Source organism: Streptomyces sp. NBC_00306, assembly GCF_036169555.1.
GTDB classification, from domain to species: domain Bacteria; phylum Actinomycetota; class Actinomycetes; order Streptomycetales; family Streptomycetaceae; genus Streptomyces; species Streptomyces achmelvichensis.
Window position 1 is genome coordinate 7568433 of record NZ_CP108032.1, and the last position, 19748, is coordinate 7588180.

Below are 19748 nucleotides of genomic sequence, written 5' to 3' on the forward strand. Positions count from 1 at the left end.
GGATGGGAGTGTCGGGTGAGGGTGAGCCTCAAGGACGTCGCCGAGCGGGCCGGTGTGTCGATCAAGACCGTCTCGAACGTCGTGAACAACTATCCGCACGTCACACCGGCCATGCGCACCCGGGTGCAGCAGGCCATCGACGAACTCGGCTACCGCCCCAATCTCACCGCCCGCCACCTGCGCAAAGGACGTACGGGCATCATCGCGCTGGCCGTCCCCGAGCTGGGCAACCCGTACTTCGCCGAGCTCGCCGGAGCGGTCATCGACGCTGCGGCTGAGCACGACTACACGGTGCTCCTCGACCACACCGGGGGCAGCCGGGAGCAGGAGATCCTCGTCTGCCAGGGCTTCAGGTCCCGGGTGATCGACGGGCTGATCCTGAGTCCTCTCGAACTGGAGACGGAGGACCTCGCCGCGCGGGCGGACGACATTCCGATGGTGCTGCTCGGCGAGCGGCGCTACGACCTGCCGTACGACCACATCGCCATCGACAACATCGCCGCGGCGCGGGCCGCCGTGCGTCATCTGCTCGACCTCGGCCGTCGTCGTATCGCCTTCCTCGGCGCCCGTCAGGACCGCGTCCATCAACCCGCTCACCTGCGCCATCTCGGCTGGCAGGCGGAGCTGGCCGCCCAGGGGGTGCCGATCGACGAGGCTCTGGTGGTGCACAGCCGGGGCTGGGGCCGCGAGGACGGCGCCGTCGCGATGGCGCATCTGCTCGACTCGGGAGTGGTGCCCGACGCGGTCTTCGCGTACAACGACCTGGTTGCCGTCGGTGCGATGCGGGTGATGTACGAGCGCGGGCTGCGGGTGCCCGAGGACATCGCCGTCGTCGGCTTCGACGATGTGACCGAATCCCGGTTCGGAGCAGTGTCGTTGACCACGATCGCTCCGGACAAACAGGCGATCGCACGGCTCGCTGTCGAGTCCCTGGCGAGCCGGCTCGACCGGGATCAGGACGGCGCCGTGACGCGGACCCCGCGCGAACTCCAGCCGGGGTTCGCCCTGGTGGAACGCGAGAGCACGCTGGGGCGCACCACTGTCTGATGCACCGTCAACTCCGTGGCCTGCGTGGTCTTCTGCGCGGCCGCGTCGGACACCAGTTGCTGCGCGGGGTGTTTACAGCGCCCTTCCAACGATGTAAAACCATCCCGGATGTGGTCCACCACCCGGCCCTCGGCGCCTTGAGATGGGGAGTCCCATGAAGCCGCACGCCCGCCTCACGATCACCAAGAGCCTTCTCTCCGTCGGTCTCGTCGCCACCCTCGCGCTGTCCACGGGCTGCGCCAAGTCCGAGGACGACCCGGCCGACAGCAAGGACTCCGCTTCTGGTGCGACACAGGACAGCGGCCAGAAGATCGCCGAGAACACCACCGGCGAGAAGTGCGGCATCGACGCTTACGGCGGCAAGAAGCTCGACCTCAAGGGCGCGACCGTCGGCTTCTCGCAGTCCGAGAAGGAAGCCAATCCGTTCCGCATCGCGGAAACGGCGTCCATCAAGGCCGAGGCAGGCAAGCGATCCGTCAAACTCCTCACGGCCAACGCCCAGTCGCAGTTCGCCAAGCAGATCAGCGACGTCCAGGACCTGATCGCCAAGGGGGCCGACCTGCTGGTCATCGCCCCGCTGAACTCCGACGGCTGGGGACCCGTGCTCCAGCAGGCGAGCGCCAAGAAGATCCCGATCGTCACCATCGACCGCAAGATCAACGCCGAGCCCTGCAAGGACTACATCAGCTTCATCGGCTCCGACTTCACCGAGCAGGGCAAGCGCGCCGCGGACCGGATGATCGAAGCCACCGGCGGCAAGGGGGAGATAGCCATCCTCCTCGGCGCTCCCGGCAACAACGTCACCACCGAACGCACCAAGGGCTTCAAGGACCGGGTGGCGGAGAAGGCCCCGGACCTGAAGGTCGTCTTCGAGCAGACCGGTGAATTCGCCCGCGAGAAGGGCCAGTCGGTCACCGAACAGCTCATCCAGTCCAAGCCCGGCATCACCGGGATCTACGCCGAGAACGACGAGATGGGCCTCGGCGCGGTGAACGCCCTCAAGGGCGCGGGGAAGAAGGCCGGAACCGTCAAGATCGTCACCATCGACGGAACACGCAACGCCGTCCAGGGCATCGTCGACGGCTGGATCCACGGTGTCGTCGAGTCCAACCCCCGCTTCGGCCCACTGGCCTTCCAGACCCTCGACAGCTTCACCAAGGGCGAAGAGGTCGGCGAGAACATCGTGATCCAGGACAGCGAGTACACCCAGGGCAATGCCAAGGGCGACCTCGGCAAGGCGTACTGAACGTGACCGCGGAGGACTCCCGGGACGGGACCGGACAGGGAGCCCGGGGCGAAACCGTGCACGAGAGCGCGGCACGGAAGGAACCCCGGGCCGGGGCCGGACAGAAACCCCCGGTCGATCCGGCCGCCGGCGGAGCACGGGGCGTCCTGGAGGTCCGGGGCCTGACCAAGCGCTTCCCCGGCGTCTTGGCACTCGACGACGTGACCTTCGCGGCCCGCGCGGGGGAGGTGCACGCACTCGTCGGGGAGAACGGCGCCGGCAAGTCCACGCTCATCAAGGTCCTCACCGGGGTCCACCACCCCGACGAGGGCGACCTCGTCCACCTGGGCGAACCGGTGTCCTTCGCGACACCGCTCGCAGCCCAGCACGCGGGCATCTCGACCATCTACCAGGAGGTCAACCTCATCCCGCTGATGAGTGTGGCCCGCAACCTCTGTCTCGGCCGCGAGCCCCGCACCCGGTTCGGCCTGATCGACTTCGGGCGCATGCACCGTGAGGCCGACCGGACCCTGCGCGAGTACGGCGTACACGTCGACGTCCGCAGGCCCCTGCGCGAACTCGGCGTCGGAGCACAGCAGATGGTCGCGCTCGCCCGGGCCGTCTCGGTGGACGCTCGCGTGGTCATCATGGACGAGCCCACCTCCTCACTGGAGCCACGGGAGGTCGAGACCCTCTTCGGCGTCATCCGCAGGCTGCGCGACCAGGGCATCGCGGTCGTCTACGTCAGCCACCGTCTGGAGGAGCTGTACGCCGTGTGCGACGCGGTCACCGTCCTGCGCGACGGCCGCGTCGTCCACACCGGACCGCTCGCCGAGACCGACCGTCTCACCCTCGTCTCCCTGATGCTGGGCCGGCCGCTCGGCGAGGTGCGCGCGGAGGGTGTCACCAAGTTCTCCGGCGCCCACGACACCGGGCAGGAACCCGTTCTGTTCGCCGAGGGCCTCACCCGGCGCCACCAGCTCCACGACATCTCCCTGCGTATACGCCCCGGCGAGGTGCTGGGCCTCGGCGGGCTCCTCGGCTCGGGCCGCAGCGAGACGGCGAAGGCCATCGCCGGTGCGCTGCCACTCGGTTCGGGCCGGATCACGGTGGCCGGCACCGCGCTGCGCACCGGTTCGACACCCGCCGCGATCCGGGCGGGCATCAGCCTGCTCCCCGAGGACCGCAAGGCGGAAGGCATCGTGCCCGGCCTGTCGGTCCGGGAGAACATCGCGCTCGCGGCCCTGCCGCGCCTGTCGCGTTTCGGTCTCGTCTCCGACACACGCATCGACGCCGTCGTGGACACCTTCATGAAGCGGCTGCGTATCAAGGCGTCGGGACCGCACCAGAAGGTCGGCGAACTCTCCGGCGGCAACCAGCAGAAGGTGCTCTTGGCGCGCTGGCTCGCCATGCATCCCAAGGTGCTGCTGCTGGACGAACCCACCCGCGGAATCGACATCGGCGCCAAGGCCGAGGTCCAGAAGCTCATCGACGAACTCGCCGAGGACGGTCTGGGAGTCCTGCTCATCTCCTCCGACGTAGAGGAGCTGATCGAGGGCTCCGACCGGGTGGTGGTGCTCAGGGACGGCGCGGTCGTCGGCGAACTGTCCGGGGACGACGTCACCGAGGACCGGCTGATGCAGGCGATCGCCGCGGCGGCCGAGGAGGAGGCGGTCACGCATGGCTGATGTCGCGCTGCGCAAGGCGGTCCCGGCGGACCGGGCCGTACTGCTGCGCCGGCTCCAGGAATACGGCGTCTACGGCGGCCTGGTCGTGCTGCTGGTGTTCAACATCGCCTTCACCGACAACTTCCTGTCCGGCGAGAACTTCCGCACCCAGGCCGTCCAGGTCTCCCCGATCCTCATCGTCGCCCTCGGGATGGCCCTCGCCATCGGGACCGAAGGCGTGGATCTGTCGGTGGGGTCCGTGATGGCCCTGTCGACCTCGCTGCTGGCGCTCTACCTCGGCTACGGTCCCTGGCTCGCCCTGCTCGTGGTCCTCGTCGGCGGCGCGGCCGTCGGTCTCCTCAACGGCTCGCTCATCGCGTTCGTCGGGGTCCAGCCCATCGTGGCCACACTGGCCCTGATGGTCGGCGTACGGGGACTCGCACTCGTCCTGCTCCCGCAGCTCAAGGACGTGCGCAATCCCGGTATGGCCTCGCTGGGCTCGGGCGACATCGCGGGCATCCCGTACGTCGTGCTCATCGCCGTCGCGCTGGCCCTCGTCGTCGGATTCACCGTCCGCCGCACCACCTTCGGGCGGCAGCTGCTGGCGATCGGCGACAGCCGTCCCGCGGCCCAGCTCGCCGGCCTCCCCGTACGCCGGGTGCTCGTCCTCGTGTACATCTGCTGCGGCATGCTCGCGGCGGTCGCCGGTTTCCTCGCGACCGCCCGGCTCCAGGCCAGCGACCCGACCTCGCTCGGCAACCTCATGGAACTGTCCGCCATCACCGCCGTGGTGGTCGGCGGCACTCCACTGTCCGGCGGCCGGGTGCGGATCGCCGGCACGGTCGCCGGAGCGGTGCTCATCCAGCTGCTCACGGCGACCCTCATCAAGCACGATCTGCCGCCGTCCTGGACGCAGATCGCCCAGGGCGCGGTGATCGTCCTCGCCGTCTACGCGGCACGGGAAAGGGGAAAGCGGTGACCGTCATGAAGGAGCAGCCCGCCCCCCTCGCGACGACGACGGACCAGGACTCGCCGGGAAGCGGCCGCGGCGAGCGGCTCAGTGCCCACGCCCAGCAGCACGGCGCGCTGGTGGCACTCGTGGTGCTCGCCGTCGTCGCCTCGTTCTCCTTCGACTCCTTCGCCACCGGCGACAACGTGGAGAACATGGCGGTCTCCTCCGCCTTCCTCGCCGTCGTGGCGCTCGGAATGACCTTCGTCATCATCACGGGCGGCATCGATCTGTCGGTCGGCTCGGTCTTCGTGCTCGGGGGAGTGCTGGCCGCCTGGGGATCGCGGTACGGGACCGTCGTCGCGATCCTGCTCCCGCTCACCGTCTGCGGACTCGTCGGCCTCGTCAACGGACTGCTCATCGCGAAGGCGCGGCTCGCGCCGTTCATCGTGACGCTGGCGACCATGCTCGCCGCCCGCGGAGTGATGCTGAACATCACCGACGAGGGCGGAAGGACCTATCTCGTCGACAAGGACGCCTTCTTCGCGCAGCTCGGCCAAGGCAAGGTGCTGGGCATCGGAACGCCTGTGTGGATCACGGCCGTGCTCTTCGTGGTCGGGGCGGTCGCCCTGCGCCGCAGCCGCTTCGGTCAGCACGTCTACGCCGTCGGGGGCAACGAGGACGCGGCGGCGCTGATGGGCACGCCCGTCGCCCGTACGAAGATCATCGTCTACACGCTCTCCGGGGTGCTGGCCGGGCTGGCGGGTGTCCTCAACGCGGCCTGGCTCACCTCCGGCGTGACCATCCTCGGCATCGGGATGGAACTGGACGCGATCGCCGCTGTCGTCATCGGCGGGACGCTGCTGTCCGGAGGCATGGGCTTCGTCAGCGGCTCACTGGTGGGTGTCGTGCTGCTCAAGGTGATCCAGAACATCATCAACCAGATCGGCTCGCTCGACTCGGCGTACCAGCAGGTGGCCAGCGGGGCGTTCCTGGTCGTGGTGATCATCGCGCAGACCTGGCTGGGGCGCCGTCGACGGGTGCTCTGACCGGCGGGCCGGGTGCCTCGTCGAAGCATCACAGCCGGTTACCCGGAGCCCGTCACATTCCGCCGGCGACCCGCATGATCGTCCCCGTCGCGAAGGAGGCATCACCGGAGAGCAGCCACGACACGGCGCCCGCGATCTCCTCGGGCTGCCCGGCCCGGCCCATGGGGATGGTGTCGGCCATCTTCCCGGGCCGCTGCGGGTCCTCGTGGAAGTCGGTCCAGATGACGCCCGGAGCAACGCAGTTGACCCGGATCCCGTCGGCCGCCACCTCCTTGGACAGACCGACGGTCATGGTGTCGACGGCGGCCTTGGCGGCGGCGTAGTGCACGTACTGGCCGGGGCTGCCGAGCGTCGCCGCGGCCGAGGAGACGTTGACGACGGCGCCTCCGCCGGACCGCGTCATGTCGCGCACGGCACGGCGGGCGCACAACAGATACCCGAGGACGTTGACTTCGAGGGCGCGCCGCATGCCGTCCGCGTCCGCCTCGGCGAGCGGACCGTTGGGCCCGCTGACGCCGGCGTTGTTGACCAGCCCGGTCACGGTGCCGAGCTCGGCCGCGGCGTCGAAGAGCCGGTCGACATCGCCCTCGTCGGAGGTGTCCACCCGCACGGCGAGCGAGCGGCGGCCGTTCTCGCGGACGGTGGTGGCGACGGCCTCGGCGGCGGTGGCGTCGGAGGCGTAGCCGACGACGACGTCGTGGCCGTCCGCGGCGAGCCGTGCGCAGATCGCGGCGCCGATGCCACGGCTGCCTCCGGTCACGATGGTGAGATTGCGCACGGAAACCTCGGGCTCTCTGTCCGGTGACGGCGACACGGTCACCCTACGACAGCGGCGGGGAGGTACTCCGGCCGCCGGTGGAGACGGTGGGCGGGCCCCTGCGCGCGTCGCTCCCAACCTGCCTTGAGCAGGCGGAAGGTGACCGCGCGTGAGGCGCGCGGGAGGAGGAGGGGTGGCGCCGGCCGTCCTCGCTGTGCCACGCTGGCAGGAAGAAGAGGCTGTGTCCGGTTCTTTGGCCAAGAGGTTCTGGGGACAGGGGTCTCCGAACGTTGCCCCCTTCACGGGCATTCGGCCCCCTCCATCGCTGACCGGTTCGCGACATCTCCGGCAGCCGTGGGCTTCCGACCCCGCAAGGGGGACCGCCCCAATGAAGACCACCACCACGATCAGCGGCACCACCGCGACCATCACGTTCCACACGGACATCGACTTCGAGTCGTTGCCCGAGATCGAGGCGGCAGTGACCCTGCCGGCCACGGTGACGGACGTGACCTGGAACCTGGAGAACACCCCCTTCATGGATGTCACCGGCCTCCGTCTGCTCCAGGAGCAGCGCGACGCCGCCCGTGCGCGGAAGGGCTCTCTCACCGTCACGGGTCTGCACAGCCAGCCGCAGCGTCTGCTGCAGACGGCCGCCGAACTGTTCCCCGCGATGGACTGGGACCAGTTCCTTCCCCGCCCCACGCATTTCCCCGCCCCTTGCCTGTCGGCCCGGGGATCGGGAGCGGTCGGCATTTCCTGAACGCATTCGCGGGCCGGATTCACCAGCGCCTTATCGCGCGGCACGTACGTATTCGATTGCCGTGATCCGGCCCCCATGCGAAGCGACGCGGTGACCTGCATTCCTGCAAACCCGCCGTGCCGTTGCGCTGCCCGTTCATGAAATGGGCCGGTGCTAATGTGGCGGCATGTCTGAGTCCGAGCACCGCGTCGTTGTCGAAGGCTCCCGGATTCTTACGCCGCGGCTCATTCTGCGGCCCTGGGAGCGGGAGGACGCCGAGCCGGCCCTGTCGGTCTACGGTTCCGACGACGTGGCCCGCTGGCTGGCACCGGCCGTGGAGCGCGTGGCGGACGCGCAGACCATGCGGGCGCTCATCGATCACTGGATCGCCGACTCCGAGACCCGCGAGCAGCCACAGGGGCGCTGGGCCGTCGTCCTTCGGGAGACCGGTGAATTGGTCGGGGGAGCGGCACTGTTGCCTCTGCCCCCGTACGACGTCGACCTGGAGATCGCCTGGCAGCTGGCGCCGGACGCATGGGGCAAGGGACTGGCGGCCGAGGCCGGCCACGCCGTCGCCCACCACGCGTTCGCGTCGGGGATCGACGAGCTGTTCGCGGTCGTACGGCCCAATAACGCGCGGGGTGCCGCGACCGCCCGGCGCGTCGGGATGGCCTGGGTCGGCGAGACCGAGAAGTACTACGACCTCCGGCTCCAGGTGTACCGCCTGCGCAAGGCCGATCTGGACGCACCCCCCCAGCCCTACGGGATCTGACCCCGCCCCTGAGGGGCCGGGGGCCCTGCTATTCCCGGGGGAGCTTCGTCGCGGTGTCGAGGTAGAACGCGTCGATACTCTGCACGGCCCGGTTGAAGTCGTCGAGATTGACCGGCTTCGTCACATACGCATTGGCGTGGCTCTGGTAGGCGCCCGTGACGTCGTCGGGGGCGGCCGACGTGGTCAGGACGACGACCGGGATGGTGCGCAGGGCCTGGTCCTCCTTGATGATGGCGAGCAGTTCCCGGCCGTTCATGCGAGGCATGTTGAGATCGAGCACGATCAGATCGGGCTTCGGGTTCTCGGAATTGCGCAGGTAGTCCAGCGCGGCCATGCCGTCCTCGACCTGGGTGAGGTTGCGGGCACCGCGTTCGGAGAGAGCGTCCCCGATGAGCATGGCGTCGGCGAGGTCGTCCTCGACCAGCAGCACGTCGTAAGGGCGTGCGGTGGCGGTCATCATCATCGGCTCCGGTGCGGTCGGTGGGTGGTGCTCGGGGCGGTGGCGAGTGTTCGCCGTAACCGGTTCCCGCCTGCGGCAGCAGGCAACCTCACCTTAGGCGGGCGGCACAACGGAGAACAACAACAGTTGTCGTACAGCAGCTAAAGTGGCGCCTGCCGCGGGGGCTCGGACAGCGGCCAAGCGGAGGGCAGAACAGCGTGGTGACAGAGCAAACCGGGGACAGACCCGGCGGGGGCCGCGGGTGGGCGACCTGGACCACCCGGCGGTGGCTGCGGGTGGGTGTGGGAGCGGCCCTGGCGGTGCTGGCGGTGCTCGGAACCATCGGGATATGGACGATGGGCCGTACCTCGGACCTCACCCATCAGCTGGTCGACGTCCGCTCGCCCGCGCTGATCAACTCCGTGCGGCTGGAAGCGGCGCTCCTCAACCAGGAGACAGGCGTACGCGGTTACGGACTGGCCGGCAATCAGCAGTTCCTCGGTCCGTACACGAAGGGCCTGGCCGACGAGAAGGCGGCCCGGGACCGACTGCATCCGCTGGTCCGCGGCGACGAACGCGCGCAGGCCGACCTGGACACGGTGCTGGTGCAGGTGGAGAAGTGGCAGGAGCGGATCGCCCGCCCGATCGCGGCCGCAGCCTCCGGTCCCGCTGTGACACTCGCCACCCAGCGGGCCGAGGAGGGCAAGAGCACGTTCGACGCTCTTCGACAGGCGATGAGCCGGCAGCAGGACTACCTCCAGGACGCGCGGACCGCGGCCGGCTCCGACCTCGACCGGGCGACCGAACTGCGCAACGGTGTGTTCATCGCGATCGGCCTGGTGATCCTGGTGCTGGCCGGGCTGGTCTTCGAAGGGCTGCGGCGGGGCATCACCGACCCGCTGGCACGGCTCGGCAGGGACGTACGGCTCGTCACCGAGGGCAGATTCGATCACGCCATCACCGCGACCGGGCCCGCCGACCTTCGCCGGCTGGCCGAAGACGTGGAAGCGATGCGGCAACGCCTGTCGGACGAGCTCGGCCTCGCCGAGGAGTCACGGCGGTTGCTGGACGAGCAGGCGGCCGACCTGCGGCGCTCCAACGCCGAACTGGAACAGTTCGCCTACGTCGCCTCGCACGACCTCCAGGAGCCGCTGCGGAAGGTGTCGAGTTTCACTCAGCTCCTGCAGCGCCGGTACGCCGGGCAACTGGACGACCGGGCGGACCAGTACATCGGCTTCGCCGTCGACGGCGCCAACCGCATGCAGCGGCTCATCAACGATCTGCTGGCGTTCTCCCGCGTCGGGCGCATCCACAACCAGCAGGACGTCGTCGAACTGGACACGATCGCCGACCGCACCGTGGAGGCACTGAGCGTCGCCATCGAGGAGTCCGGGGCGGAGATCACCCGCGATCCGCTGCCCACGGTCGTGGGGGATGCCACGCAGCTGGGCATGCTGTGGCAGAACCTGATCGCCAACGCGGTGAAATTCCGTAGCCCCGAGCGGAAACCGCGCATTCACGTCGAGGCGGAGCGCGACGGCGATCTGTGGAGATTCGCGGTCACCGACAACGGCATCGGTATCAGCCCGGAGTTCGCGGACAAGGTCTTCGTCATCTTCCAGCGTCTGCATACCAAGGACGCCTATCCCGGCAGTGGTATCGGCCTTGCCATGTGCAAGAAGATCGTGGAATTCCACGGCGGCACCATTGCCATCGACACCACGCACAGCAAGGGGACGCGGATCCTCTTCACCCTTCCTGTCCACACACCCGTCGAGGGCGACGACACCACCGGAGAACCGAGACCGTGATGCCAGCCGGCTCGCCCGATCCCCACTACCGCATCCTGCTCGTCGAGGACGACGCGGGAGACGCGGTACTCGTGCGCGAATACCTCGCCGACACCGAGCTCGCGTACACACTCCTGTGGCACAAGACGCTGAGTGAGGCGCGGACCGAGCTGGAGGGCCGGGCGGTCGACTGCGTCCTGCTGGATCTGCATCTGCCGGACGCGGTGGGGCTGAGCGGTGTGTCGGCGATCCTGGAGGCGGCGCCGGAGGCGGCCGTCATCGTCCTGACCGGTCTGGCCGAGTCGCAGGCCGGCGCCGACGCGCTGGCGGCGGGCGCCCAGGACTATCTGGTCAAGGACAAGGTCGAGCCCGAGCTGTTGCAGCGAGCAGTGCGCTACGCCGTACAGCGAAAGCAGACCGAACGCGCCGGTGCCGACCTCCAGGCCGGACATCTGCGCGCGCAGGAGAACGCCCGGCTGGAGCGCGGCCTGCTCCCGCAGCCCATGCTCGGCATCGCCGGGACCCCCGTCGTCACGGCGACCAGCCGCTATCTGCCAGGCCGTGAACGCGCCCTGCTGGGCGGCGACTTCCTCGATGTCGTCGAGACCGACGACGGACTCGTGCACGCGGTCATCGGCGATGTCAGCGGTCACGGTCCCGACGCGGCCGCTCTGGGGGTCTGCCTGCGCATCACCTGGCGCGCACTGGTCCTGGGCGGCCACGGGGGCCACGAACTGCTGCGTCTGCTCGAACGGATGCTGGTGGCCGAACGCGCCCAGACCGACATGTTCGCGACCTGCTCGCTGGTCACCCTCGACCTGTCCGCGAGCACGGCCACGATCCACCTCGCGGGCCACCACGAACCGCTGCTCACGGATTCCGGCGCGACCGGGGAGGTCGTGGCCCAGCACGGGATCGGCTTGGGCATCGCACCCGGAGTCGAACACTGGCCCCCGACCACCCTGCGGCTTCCCCGGGTGGGCACCCTGACCCTGTACACCGACGGCCTGTTCGAAGGGCATGCGGGCGAGGGCGGCGACCGACTCGGTCCGGACGGGCTCCTGGCGCTCATCAACCGCCTGTCCTCGGACGACCCGGACAGTCATCTCGACCGGCTGATCGCCGCTGTCAGCGAGCTCAACGCCGGGCGCCACACGGACGACCTGGCCATCCTCCGCCTCGACTGGGCGACCGCACGGGTCGGCGCGCAGCCCGGGCCGCCGACCCTGCCGGGCGGTACCACGAGCAGGTGACGCGGTCGCAGGACCGGCCGAAGGAGCCCCGGTCCGTCCCCCCGAAGAGGCGGGCGGACCGGAGCGTCCGACTGACGCTAGAAGCCGGAGACCCAGTAGGGCTCCAACGTCATCGAGCCGTTGCCCCGAGCGCCGCCGGACGAGCCGGACAGCGACTGGGCGAGTGTGTACCAGGAGTCCACGTAGTCCGGATCGTCGGTCCACCAGTCGTCGGGCATGGCGTCCAGGACGGCGTTGACCAGGGGAATGTACGCGCCCAGGTCGGCGATGGTGAGCAGGACACCGGCGATGGCCGTCGCGAGGGCCCGGTAGTTGGTACTGCCGTCCTCCTCCATCATCACCACGTCGGCGAGGTTGTACTTGTAGGACGACCAGTTGACCAGGATCTGGTTGGGGCTGTAGGTCTTCCCGTCCTCGTCGAGGTACGGCATGTCGACCGGGTCGACGCGCACCTTGCCGTCGAGGCCGAATCCGGTCACCAGGGAGTAGATCTCGGCGTCACCCTTGACCCACGGCTCCTCGTCGTCGGACAGCCGGACCGAGGAGATGCGGCTGGTCCAGAATCCGTTCGCGGTGGCGGCTGCCGGTGCTGCCGCCGGGCCATTGAGGCCATGGGCGGCGAACTGCTCGCGCAGGACGGCCATGCCCGCGGCCACGGCCTTGTCACCGTCGAGGTCGATCACATAGACGGGGCGGTCGGGGATCTTCCGCATGTCCAGCAGGTGGGTGCGGCCGCGGCTGTCGTAGGCGGTGACGGCGGTGGTGTCGTCGTCGGAGGGCGCGGCGGCCACCAGGGGCTCGGCTCCTGCCCCGAGGGCCCGGCGCATGGAGCTGTCGCCGAGGCGCAGTTGCAGGAGCGAGCCCGTACCGGCGCGGAGTCCCTTGGCCCGGGCGAGGTCGCGGTCGGCATCGGCGATGGCGGACTTCAGGCTCTCGGCGGCAGGTGAGCCGGGCTTGTCGACGAGCGAGCCGAGCGTCACCGCGGGGGAGGCGAGGGCGGCGTTTCGTATCGCGGTTCGCCAGGCCGGCCGGCCGAGGGACGCGGCGAGCGTTCGGGCCGTACGGTCCTCGATGCCGGTGACGGCGTGGGCGCGTATGCCGTCCGCCGGGTGTGCGGAGGAGGGGGCCGTGCGCTCCGCGGAGGAGGTTGGGGCGGTTGCCGCGGCCGAGACGGCCGGGACGGCGAGGAGGCTGAGAGCGGAGAGAGCGGCACACACGACGGTCGTTCTGTACCGGTACCGGTGCTTGGTCACGCGAGTCTCCTGTGAGGTGGGGGGTGAGCCTGTGCAGGGACGTGCGAGGTGCGGCCGGTTGTCTATGCGGGTAGAACCCGGCCCGCCGACAAGAATGACGGTGTCATGCCAAGGCGACAAGAGGGCTTGCGTGTCCAATACCTGACGGTCCGTGAGATTCGTGGGACGCGAAGGCGCGGCCCGGGAATCCCGGGCCGCGCCGTGTTCGTCGGGCGTACGGATCTCAGCAGTACAGGTTGCCGCCGGGGGCGACGCCGAGGATCTGGGTGAATTGCTGGTACTTGGTGACGCGGCTCTGGACCTGGGCGGGGTTCTTGCCGTCGCATTCCAGGGAGCCGTTGATGGAGCGGATGGTCTGGCCGAAGCCGGCCTGGTTGACCATGGCGTTGTGGGGGGTCATGGTGCCGGGGCCGTTCTGGGTGTTCCAGTACCAGAGGCCGGTCTTCCAGGCGATGGCGGCGTTCTGTTCGACCTGCCAGGGGTTGCCGAGCAGGTCGATGCCGAGTGCGTCGCCGGCGGCCTTGTAGTTGAAGTTCCAGCTGAGCTGGATGGGGCCGCGGCCGTAGTAGGCGGCCTGGCCGGCGGGGCAGCCGTAGGGCTGGCTCCAGTCGCAGTAGTGCGGGTAGTTGGCGGTGTTCTGCTCGACGACGTGGACCAGTCCGCCGGTCTCGTGGGAGACGTTGGCGAGGAAGGCGGCGGCTTCCTGCTTCTTCACGGTGTCGCTGCCGGTGTTGGCGAAGCCGGGGTAGGCGCTGAGGGCGGCGGTCAGGCCGCTGTAGGTGTAGAAGGAGTTCCGGCCCGGGAACATCTGGTTGAACTGGGACTCGCTGACCACGAAGCCACCGGGCTGCGGGTCGCCACCGCCGCTACCGGGCGCCGACCACTTCTGGTTCGACTGGCCCGAACACGTCCATATCTGGAGCCGGGTGCCGTTGGCCGTACTGCGGTCGCGGACGTCCAGGCACTTGTTCGCCTGGGGGTTGACGATGTCGTTGGCGCCGGACACGACCCACTGCTGGTTCGGCGTGCCGGCGCAGTCCCACAGCTGGACGAGTGAACCGTCCGCCGTGCCGCGGTCGACGATGTCGAGACACTTGCCGAGTGCCCGGACCGTGCCGTCGCCCGGGAGGGACCACCGTTGCGCGTTGCTGCCGTTGCAGTCGTAGAGCTGCACGGGCGTCCCGTTGGCGTTGCTCGCCCCGGCCACGTCGACACACTTGCCGCCCAGCCCGCTGATCCGGCCGTCCGCGGCCTGGGCTGGGGCGGTGAACAAGGCGGTGAACACGGCCGCGATCGCCAGGGCGGCGGCGGATCGTCCCAACGAGCGGCGTCTCGGGAGAAGACGCGCGAGCGGAATGAGGGACATCGTTGTCTGTCTCCTTTTCGCGAGCCGCACACCATGGGCCGCCGGTCCCGCGCCATGGGGGACGCGCGGGCTCGGCGGGCATGCCGGACATGCGGCTGGGGACCGGTGGAGGGGTGGGACTCAGGAGTGCGGGGCTGTCGCGCGGGGAAGCGGGGCTGGCGCCTGGTCCAGACCATGGCAGCGGCCTCGGATGCAGTCAATAGTTGAACAACCCTGCCCTGTATGTGGCTTGAAACCCCCGGCATGCCTCCGGAACGTGAAGTCGCGGACGTCCCCGGGCGGTACTCCTGGGCCCTCCGCCTCCAGGGCGTGTAGCGCTCGTCCGCACCCCGGACGGTAGGGACGCTTCCGGTTCCGTATCGCCGTCCGTTCTGTGTCTACCGTCGGTAATCGCTCCTGCGTAGACTCCACATCTCCCCCGAGCCCGACGAGAGACGCTGGAGCGGACGACGATGTCTGCAGAGCAACACCCCCGACGTGAAGTCGTCACCGGCGTACCGCGCAGCGCCCGGCGGGCCCCCGGCCACGCGCCCGCCCGCTCCGAGATCAGCGAGCAGACAACCCTCGGCGCCACCTATGTGCGCTCTCTCATGCGCAGCCAGCTGAGGGCCGCGCTCTACGCACTCGGCACCCTTGCCCTGCTCGTCGGCTCGCTGCCCCTGCTGTTCGCGCTCCCGGCCGTGTTCGACGGCACCCTGGCCTCGCCCGAACCGTTCGTCTGGGCGGCACTCGGCCTCGCCGTCTACCCCGTGATGTGGCTGACGGCCCGCTGGTACGTCCGCCGGGCCGAGCGCAACGAAGAGGACTTCACCCGGCTCGTCGAAGGACGCTGACGGGTGCCGCGGACGGCAGGGCCCGGTGACCGGACCGGCGCACGGCGGCCGGGCGGGCGGAGATGAACCAGACCTACGCGGTCACCGCCGTCACCGTGGTGGTGCTCGCCACGGTGCTCATCGGCGCGCTCGGGCTGCGAATATCGCGCACCACCTCGGACTTCTACGTCGCCTCACGCACGGTGAAACCCGGCCTCAACGCGGCGGCCATCAGCGGTGAATACCTCTCCGCCGCCTCCTTCCTCGGCATCGCGGGACTGGTGCTGCTCCAGGGGCCGGACATGCTCTGGTACCCGGTGGGATACACCGCCGGCTACCTCGTCCTGCTGGTACTGGTGGCCGCGCCCCTCCGCCGTTCCGGGGCCTACACCCTCTCCGACTTCGCCGAGGCCCGGCTGGAGTCCGCCGCCGTGCGCCGGCTCGCGAGCCTCTTCGTCGTCGGTATCGGCTGGCTCTATCTCCTGCCCCAACTCCAGGGCGCGGGACTCACCCTGGAGATCCTCACCGGCGCACCCGACTGGGTGGGCGGACTCGTCGTGGCCGTCGTCGTCACCGGGGCGGTCGCGGCGGGCGGTATGCGCAGCATCACCTTCGTCCAGGCCTTCCAGTACTGGCTCAAACTCACCGCACTGCTGGTGCCCGCGCTCTTCCTCGTCGCGGCCTGGGCCCACGACGATGCCCCGCGAGCGCGTTTCGACGCGCCCGCGCTGCTGCGCGAGCACACCGTCGTCCGGGTGGGCGACACCGTACGCGTGGAACTGGAGGAGCCGCTCAGCCTCACGGTCCGCGGGGAGATCGACGGCACCGCGTACGACAACCGCACCGTCACCCTCGGCGAGGGCACCCACCGGATCGACGCCGGTACCCGCCTCGGCTTCCCCGAAGGCGCGGAGGTGCCCGAACGGGCCTTCACCGGCGACGATCCGGCGAGCTGGTCGCAGCCGCTGTCCGGCGGCCGCGACGGCTATCACCTGTATGCGACGTACGGGCTCATCCTCGCCACCTTCCTCGGCACGATGGGCCTCCCGCATGTGGCCGTCCGCTTCTACACGAGTCCCAACGGACGCGCCGCGCGCCGCACCACGCTCGTCGTGCTGGGGCTGATCGGCGCGTTCTATCTGCTGCCTCCCGTGTACGGCGCACTCGGCCGGATCTACGCACCCGAACTCGCCCTCACCGGGGACGCGGACGCCGCCGTGCTGGTGCTTCCGGAGCGAGTCGTCGGCGGGATCGCGGGCGATCTGCTGGGTGCGCTGCTCGCGGGCGGCGCGTTCGCCGCCTTCCTGTCCACCGCGTCCGGGCTGACCATGTCCGTCGCGGGCGTGATCACCCAGGACGTCCTGCCCTCACGCGGCGTACGCCACTTCCGGCTCGCGACCCTGCTCGCCATGGCGGTTCCACTCGCCGTGAGCGTCGTCGCCACGAACGTCCCGGTCGCCGATGCCGTCGGCCTGGCGTTCGCCGTGTCGGCGTCCTCGTTCTGTCCGCTGCTGGTGCTCGGCATCTGGTGGCGAAAACTCACCCCGCCGGGCGCCGCGGCGGGCCTCGTCATCGGCGGTGGCACGGCGCTCACGGCGGTGATGGCCACCCGCGCCGGACTCGCGCCCGAGGGCTGGCCGCACACCCTGATGGCCTGGCCGGCCGTCTGGTCCGTACCTCTCGGCTTCCTCACCATGGTGCTGGTGTCGCTCGCCACCGCACGCCACATACCGCCGGGGGCCACCGCCATGCTGGCGCGACTTCATCTGCCGGAGGATCTCGTCGGCAGACCCCAGCCGGAGGGAGCGGAGCGATGACCGGGACCGGACTGGCCGCACTCGCGGCCGCAGGTGTCGTCCTCCTCGTGATCGGTGTCGTCGTGGGCCGGTTCACCGCACGCCGTGGCGGGGAGAGGGACCTCGACCTGGGCACACCCGTCGAACGGGCCACCTTTCACACCCTGCACACCGCCTCGCTCGCCGCACCGCCCCTGCGGGCCGGACTCACCGAGGACACGGCCCGCAAGGCCGCCCGCCGGCTGCGTTCCCTGCTCGGCACCGAGGCGCTGTGTCTCACCGACCGGGAGAGCGTGCTCGCCTGGGACGGGCCGGCCGCCGATCATCACGAACAGCGGGTGATGGAGCGCGTCGCCGAGATGCTGGAGTCGGGGCGCAGCATGAGTGTGCGCACCGACTGCGACGAGCTGGAATGCCCGCTGCGCTGGGCGGTGATCGCCCCGCTGACCGGTGAAGAGGGGGTGCTCGGCGCGCTCGTCGCCTACGGCTCCCGGGAGTCGGCGGTGCTGGTGCGGGCGACGACCGAGGTGGCCCGCTGGGTGTCCGTACAGCTGGAGCTGGCCGAACTGGACCGGTCCCGGACCCGGTTGATCGAGGCGGAGATCCGCGCGCTGCGGGCCCAGATCTCGCCGCACTTCATCTTCAACTCCCTCGCGGCGATCGCTTCGTTCGTCCGGACCGACCCCGAGCGTGCCCGCGAACTGCTGCTGGAGTTCGCCGACTTCACCCGCTACTCCTTCCGGCGGCACGGCGACTTCACCAACCTCGCCGACGAACTGCGGTCCATCGAGCAGTATCTGGCGCTGGCCGGGGCCCGGTTCGGCGACCGGCTGAAGGTTACCCTCCAGGTCGCCCCCGAAGTGCTGCCGGTGACGCTGCCGTTCCTCTGCCTTCAGCCGCTCGTCGAGAACGCCGTCAAACACGGCCTGGAGGACTCCAGGAACGAGTGCCGGGTCACCATCGCCGCCCAGGACGCCGGTGCCGAGGCCATGGTGACCATCGAGGACGACGGCGTGGGAATGGACCCGGACGTGCTGCGCGCGATTCTCGCGGGGGAGCGGCCCGCGACATCGGGCATCGGCCTCTCCAACGTCGACGAGCGACTGCGCCAGGTGTACGGGGACGACTACGGCCTCGTCATCGAGACCGGTGTCGGTGCGGGCATGAAGATCACGATGCGGCTCCCCAAGTACCGGTCGGGCGTGCACTCTTCGGCCGGCCGCCGCTCCTCCGGCTGATCCGCCCGAGCGCCGTCGTCGTCCGCGCCCGGGATCCGTCGTACGTGCGCGAGGGCCCGGGCCGACCGCAGCGGTCTGATCAGCGGATTCCCGGGTACCTGATGCGGACATGGATCATTCACCGATGGGGAGGGGACCTCGATGGCGACGGAAGCGCAGCAGGACGCCGTCAGATCTGACGGCCGTGACGAGACGCCGGACGAGCGGGCCGACCGGCAGTGGGGCGAACTCGTCCAGGAGATACGCGTCGCTCAGACCGGTGTGCAGATCATGTTCGGCTTTCTGCTGACGGTCGTCTTCACTCCCCGGTTCGTGACGCTCTCGGGCACCGACAAGACCATTTACATGATCACTGTGGTGCTCGGTGCGGCAGCCGTGGGGGCCCTCATCGCGCCCGTCGCCTTCCACCGGATCGTCTCCGGACGACGCATCAAACCGCATGCGGTGCAGTGGGCTTCGCGGCTCACGTTCATCGGACTGCTTCTGCTGCTGGCCACGCTGGTCTCGGCGCTCCTGCTGATCCTGCGGGCGGCCACGCACGACCACATCGTCCCCTGGATCGTCAGCGGCGTGTTCGCCTGGTACGTGCTCTGCTGGTTCGTCCTGCCCCTGTGGGCGAAGCGCCGGCACACCACGGCCCCGTGAACGGGTCGCGGCGCAGGAACGAGTGAGGCTCGCCCGGTGCCCGGTGCCCGGTGCCCGGTGCCCGGTGCCCGGTGCCCGGTGCCCGGTGCCCGGTGCCGACGGCGACCACCGAGCCACCTGGCCGGCCGTCAGGCCCGAGCGACCCCGGTGAGCCGGGCGATGTCCTGGGGGTCCAGACCGGTGAGGCGGGCGATGCGCGGAGCGGGGACGCCGGCCGCCAGGGCGCGGTGCACCAGGGCTTCCCAGTCCTGCGTGACCTCCCGGAACCCGAGAAGCTCGTTCTCCATGTCGGTCACCGCCTGAGGAGCGCACTGCTCATGCACGCGGAAGGTCTCCTCCTCGCTCAGCGGAACGGGCAGCCGGTCGACGTCCTCGGGAATGAACACCTCGGAACCGCCCGGCAGGATCCGCACCTGCTCGGAGGAGGCCGACACACCGTGGGCGTCCAGCCAGCCGCGGACCGCCGGGGTCTCCACGCACTCCAGGTCGCCGACCGCGCCGAGCGCTGCCCCCAGCAGCGGAGAACGGTCGGGAAGCAGGAAGAGACAGGCCTCGTCAGCCATCGTGCGGAACCGCCTTTGTCGTAGAGCGAGCGGACACCGATGCTATCGCCGCAATCGGCGCGGCTCGTCACGCCCCACCGGGGCGGGGCACGCTCGGAGGCCGGACCCGCGGAACGAGCGGACACGTGGTGACACCGCGCCCCCGCAGGTCGGGCTCTCGTCGCGGATCCGGACCGGCCGCGGGGCAACGCGGTCCCATGCGGGCTGGGCGCCCTGGCCGCGGACGTGCGGGCCGCGCCGCCCCCGTGCCCCGGACACCGGGCGTGGCGCGCCCGTGGCGGCGTGTGTCCCGAGGTGCGAACGGTGGCGAACACGCGGAGTGTGGAAGTAACCCGATCGGCCTACGGCAACCCGTCCGGGAGGCCTCGCAGCGGGGTGAAGGAGC

At 70.0% G+C, this 19748-nt stretch carries 18 protein-coding genes; 13 read left to right on the forward strand and 5 right to left on the reverse strand.

Annotation, left to right across the window (positions count from 1 at the left end; genetic code table 11):
- The first annotated feature begins 15 nt into the window (after window positions 1-15).
- The 5 genes from OHA05_RS33800 to OHA05_RS33820 all read left to right on the forward strand — a co-directional run bounded on the left by OHA05_RS33800 (window position 16) and on the right by OHA05_RS33820 (window position 5937).
- Window positions 16-1047 (forward strand): LacI family DNA-binding transcriptional regulator, encoded by a 1032-nt coding sequence (locus OHA05_RS33800; protein ID WP_313942435.1) that lies wholly within the window; start codon window positions 16-18, stop codon window positions 1045-1047.
- A 154-nt stretch (window positions 1048-1201) separates the two neighbouring features.
- A complete protein-coding gene (locus OHA05_RS33805) occupies window positions 1202-2293 on the forward strand; it encodes an ABC transporter substrate-binding protein (RefSeq protein ID WP_328862656.1) in 1092 nt (363 codons plus the stop codon).
- 146 nt (window positions 2294-2439) lie between these two features.
- The gene (locus OHA05_RS33810) at window positions 2440-3960 is read left to right on the forward strand and encodes a sugar ABC transporter ATP-binding protein (RefSeq protein WP_328863504.1); all 1521 of its coding nucleotides are present in this window, start codon (window positions 2440-2442) and stop codon (window positions 3958-3960) included.
- Window positions 3953-4918 (forward strand): ABC transporter permease, encoded by a 966-nt coding sequence (locus OHA05_RS33815; RefSeq protein WP_328862657.1) that lies wholly within the window; start codon window positions 3953-3955, stop codon window positions 4916-4918. Before OHA05_RS33810 ends, OHA05_RS33815 begins: the two co-directional genes overlap by 8 nt.
- Window positions 4915-5937 carry an ABC transporter permease gene (locus tag OHA05_RS33820; protein ID WP_443043808.1) on the forward strand — a complete coding sequence of 341 codons (1023 nt, stop codon included), beginning with the start codon at window positions 4915-4917 and terminating at the stop codon, window positions 5935-5937. The genes OHA05_RS33815 and OHA05_RS33820 overlap by 4 nt, the downstream gene beginning before the upstream one ends.
- A 52-nt stretch (window positions 5938-5989) precedes the next feature.
- Here OHA05_RS33820 and OHA05_RS33825 read toward each other — a convergent pair whose 3' ends face one another.
- Entirely contained in the window at window positions 5990-6700 is a 711-nt protein-coding gene (locus OHA05_RS33825; RefSeq protein ID WP_328863506.1) for an SDR family NAD(P)-dependent oxidoreductase, read from the reverse strand.
- A gap of 382 nt (window positions 6701-7082) precedes the next feature.
- Here OHA05_RS33825 and OHA05_RS33830 point away from each other — a divergent pair, with 382 nt between their 5' ends.
- Both OHA05_RS33830 and OHA05_RS33835 read left to right on the forward strand, forming a co-directional pair.
- The gene (locus OHA05_RS33830; RefSeq protein WP_328862658.1) at window positions 7083-7457 is read left to right on the forward strand and encodes an STAS domain-containing protein; all 375 of its coding nucleotides are present in this window, start codon (window positions 7083-7085) and stop codon (window positions 7455-7457) included.
- A gap of 166 nt (window positions 7458-7623) precedes the next feature.
- A complete protein-coding gene (locus OHA05_RS33835) occupies window positions 7624-8208 on the forward strand; it encodes a GNAT family N-acetyltransferase (protein WP_328862659.1) in 585 nt (194 codons plus the stop codon).
- Window positions 8209-8236: 28 nt separating this feature from the next.
- Here the strand turns inward: OHA05_RS33835 and OHA05_RS33840 are convergent, their stop codons facing one another.
- The gene (locus OHA05_RS33840; RefSeq protein WP_313942429.1) at window positions 8237-8668 is read right to left on the reverse strand and encodes a response regulator; all 432 of its coding nucleotides are present in this window, start codon (window positions 8666-8668) and stop codon (window positions 8237-8239) included.
- Window positions 8669-8865: 197 nt separating this feature from the next.
- Here OHA05_RS33840 and OHA05_RS33845 point away from each other — a divergent pair, with 197 nt between their 5' ends.
- Window positions 8866-10458, forward strand: a complete 1593-nt coding sequence (locus OHA05_RS33845; RefSeq protein WP_328862660.1) for a sensor histidine kinase — start codon at window positions 8866-8868, stop codon at window positions 10456-10458.
- Window positions 10458-11690: a PP2C family protein-serine/threonine phosphatase gene (locus OHA05_RS33850; RefSeq protein ID WP_328862661.1), complete on the forward strand. Its 1233-nt coding sequence runs from the start codon at window positions 10458-10460 to the stop codon at window positions 11688-11690. Before OHA05_RS33845 ends, OHA05_RS33850 begins: the two co-directional genes overlap by 1 nt.
- Window positions 11691-11767: 77 nt before the next feature.
- Here OHA05_RS33850 and OHA05_RS33855 read toward each other — a convergent pair whose 3' ends face one another.
- Together OHA05_RS33855 and OHA05_RS33860 are read right to left on the reverse strand one after the other, a co-directional pair.
- Window positions 11768-12943, reverse strand: coding sequence for a DUF3103 family protein (locus OHA05_RS33855; RefSeq protein WP_328862662.1), 1176 nt, complete (start codon window positions 12941-12943; stop codon window positions 11768-11770).
- A gap of 223 nt (window positions 12944-13166) precedes the next feature.
- A complete protein-coding gene (locus OHA05_RS33860; protein ID WP_328862663.1) occupies window positions 13167-14309 on the reverse strand; it encodes a glycoside hydrolase family 19 protein in 1143 nt (380 codons plus the stop codon).
- A gap of 452 nt (window positions 14310-14761) precedes the next feature.
- Here OHA05_RS33860 and OHA05_RS33865 point away from each other — a divergent pair, with 452 nt between their 5' ends.
- The 4 genes from OHA05_RS33865 (at window position 14762) to OHA05_RS33880 (ending at window position 18800) form a co-directional block, all read left to right on the forward strand.
- Window positions 14762-15142: a hypothetical protein gene (locus OHA05_RS33865; RefSeq protein ID WP_313942424.1), complete on the forward strand. Its 381-nt coding sequence runs from the start codon at window positions 14762-14764 to the stop codon at window positions 15140-15142.
- A gap of 62 nt (window positions 15143-15204) precedes the next feature.
- Window positions 15205-16938, forward strand: coding sequence for a sodium/solute symporter (locus OHA05_RS33870; RefSeq protein ID WP_328862664.1), 1734 nt, complete (start codon window positions 15205-15207; stop codon window positions 16936-16938).
- The gene (locus OHA05_RS33875) at window positions 16935-18155 is read left to right on the forward strand and encodes a sensor histidine kinase (protein ID WP_328862665.1); all 1221 of its coding nucleotides are present in this window, start codon (window positions 16935-16937) and stop codon (window positions 18153-18155) included. Before OHA05_RS33870 ends, OHA05_RS33875 begins: the two co-directional genes overlap by 4 nt.
- 141 nt (window positions 18156-18296) lie before the next feature.
- On the forward strand, window positions 18297-18800 hold the full coding sequence (locus OHA05_RS33880) for a DUF6328 family protein (protein WP_328862666.1): 504 nt from the start codon (window positions 18297-18299) through the stop codon (window positions 18798-18800).
- A 128-nt stretch (window positions 18801-18928) separates the two neighbouring features.
- On the opposite strand, the gene OHA05_RS33885 is transcribed toward OHA05_RS33880, so the two are convergent.
- Complete coding sequence (locus OHA05_RS33885) at window positions 18929-19363, reverse strand: DUF6003 family protein (RefSeq protein WP_313942420.1); 435 nt, start codon at window positions 19361-19363, stop codon at window positions 18929-18931.
- Window positions 19364-19748: the final 385 nt, after the last annotated feature.

Coding starts and splice junctions, on each gene's coding strand:
- OHA05_RS33805 (WP_328862656.1), top strand. CDS start 1,202: ATGAAGCCGCACGCCCGCCTCACGATCACCAAGAGCCTTCTCTCCGTC.
- OHA05_RS33815 (WP_328862657.1), top strand. CDS start 3,953: ATGGCTGATGTCGCGCTGCGCAAGGCGGTCCCGGCGGACCGGGCCGTA.
- OHA05_RS33830 (WP_328862658.1), top strand. CDS start 7,083: ATGAAGACCACCACCACGATCAGCGGCACCACCGCGACCATCACGTTC.
- OHA05_RS33835 (WP_328862659.1), top strand. CDS start 7,624: ATGTCTGAGTCCGAGCACCGCGTCGTTGTCGAAGGCTCCCGGATTCTT.
- OHA05_RS33840 (WP_313942429.1), bottom strand. CDS start 8,668: ATGATGACCGCCACCGCACGCCCTTACGACGTGCTGCTGGTCGAGGAC.
- OHA05_RS33850 (WP_328862661.1), top strand. CDS start 10,458: ATGCCAGCCGGCTCGCCCGATCCCCACTACCGCATCCTGCTCGTCGAG.
- OHA05_RS33860 (WP_328862663.1), bottom strand. CDS start 14,309: ATGTCCCTCATTCCGCTCGCGCGTCTTCTCCCGAGACGCCGCTCGTTG.
- OHA05_RS33865 (WP_313942424.1), top strand. CDS start 14,762: ATGTCTGCAGAGCAACACCCCCGACGTGAAGTCGTCACCGGCGTACCG.
- OHA05_RS33870 (WP_328862664.1), top strand. CDS start 15,205: ATGAACCAGACCTACGCGGTCACCGCCGTCACCGTGGTGGTGCTCGCC.
- OHA05_RS33875 (WP_328862665.1), top strand. CDS start 16,935: ATGACCGGGACCGGACTGGCCGCACTCGCGGCCGCAGGTGTCGTCCTC.
- OHA05_RS33880 (WP_328862666.1), top strand. CDS start 18,297: ATGGCGACGGAAGCGCAGCAGGACGCCGTCAGATCTGACGGCCGTGAC.
- OHA05_RS33885 (WP_313942420.1), bottom strand. CDS start 19,363: ATGGCTGACGAGGCCTGTCTCTTCCTGCTTCCCGACCGTTCTCCGCTG.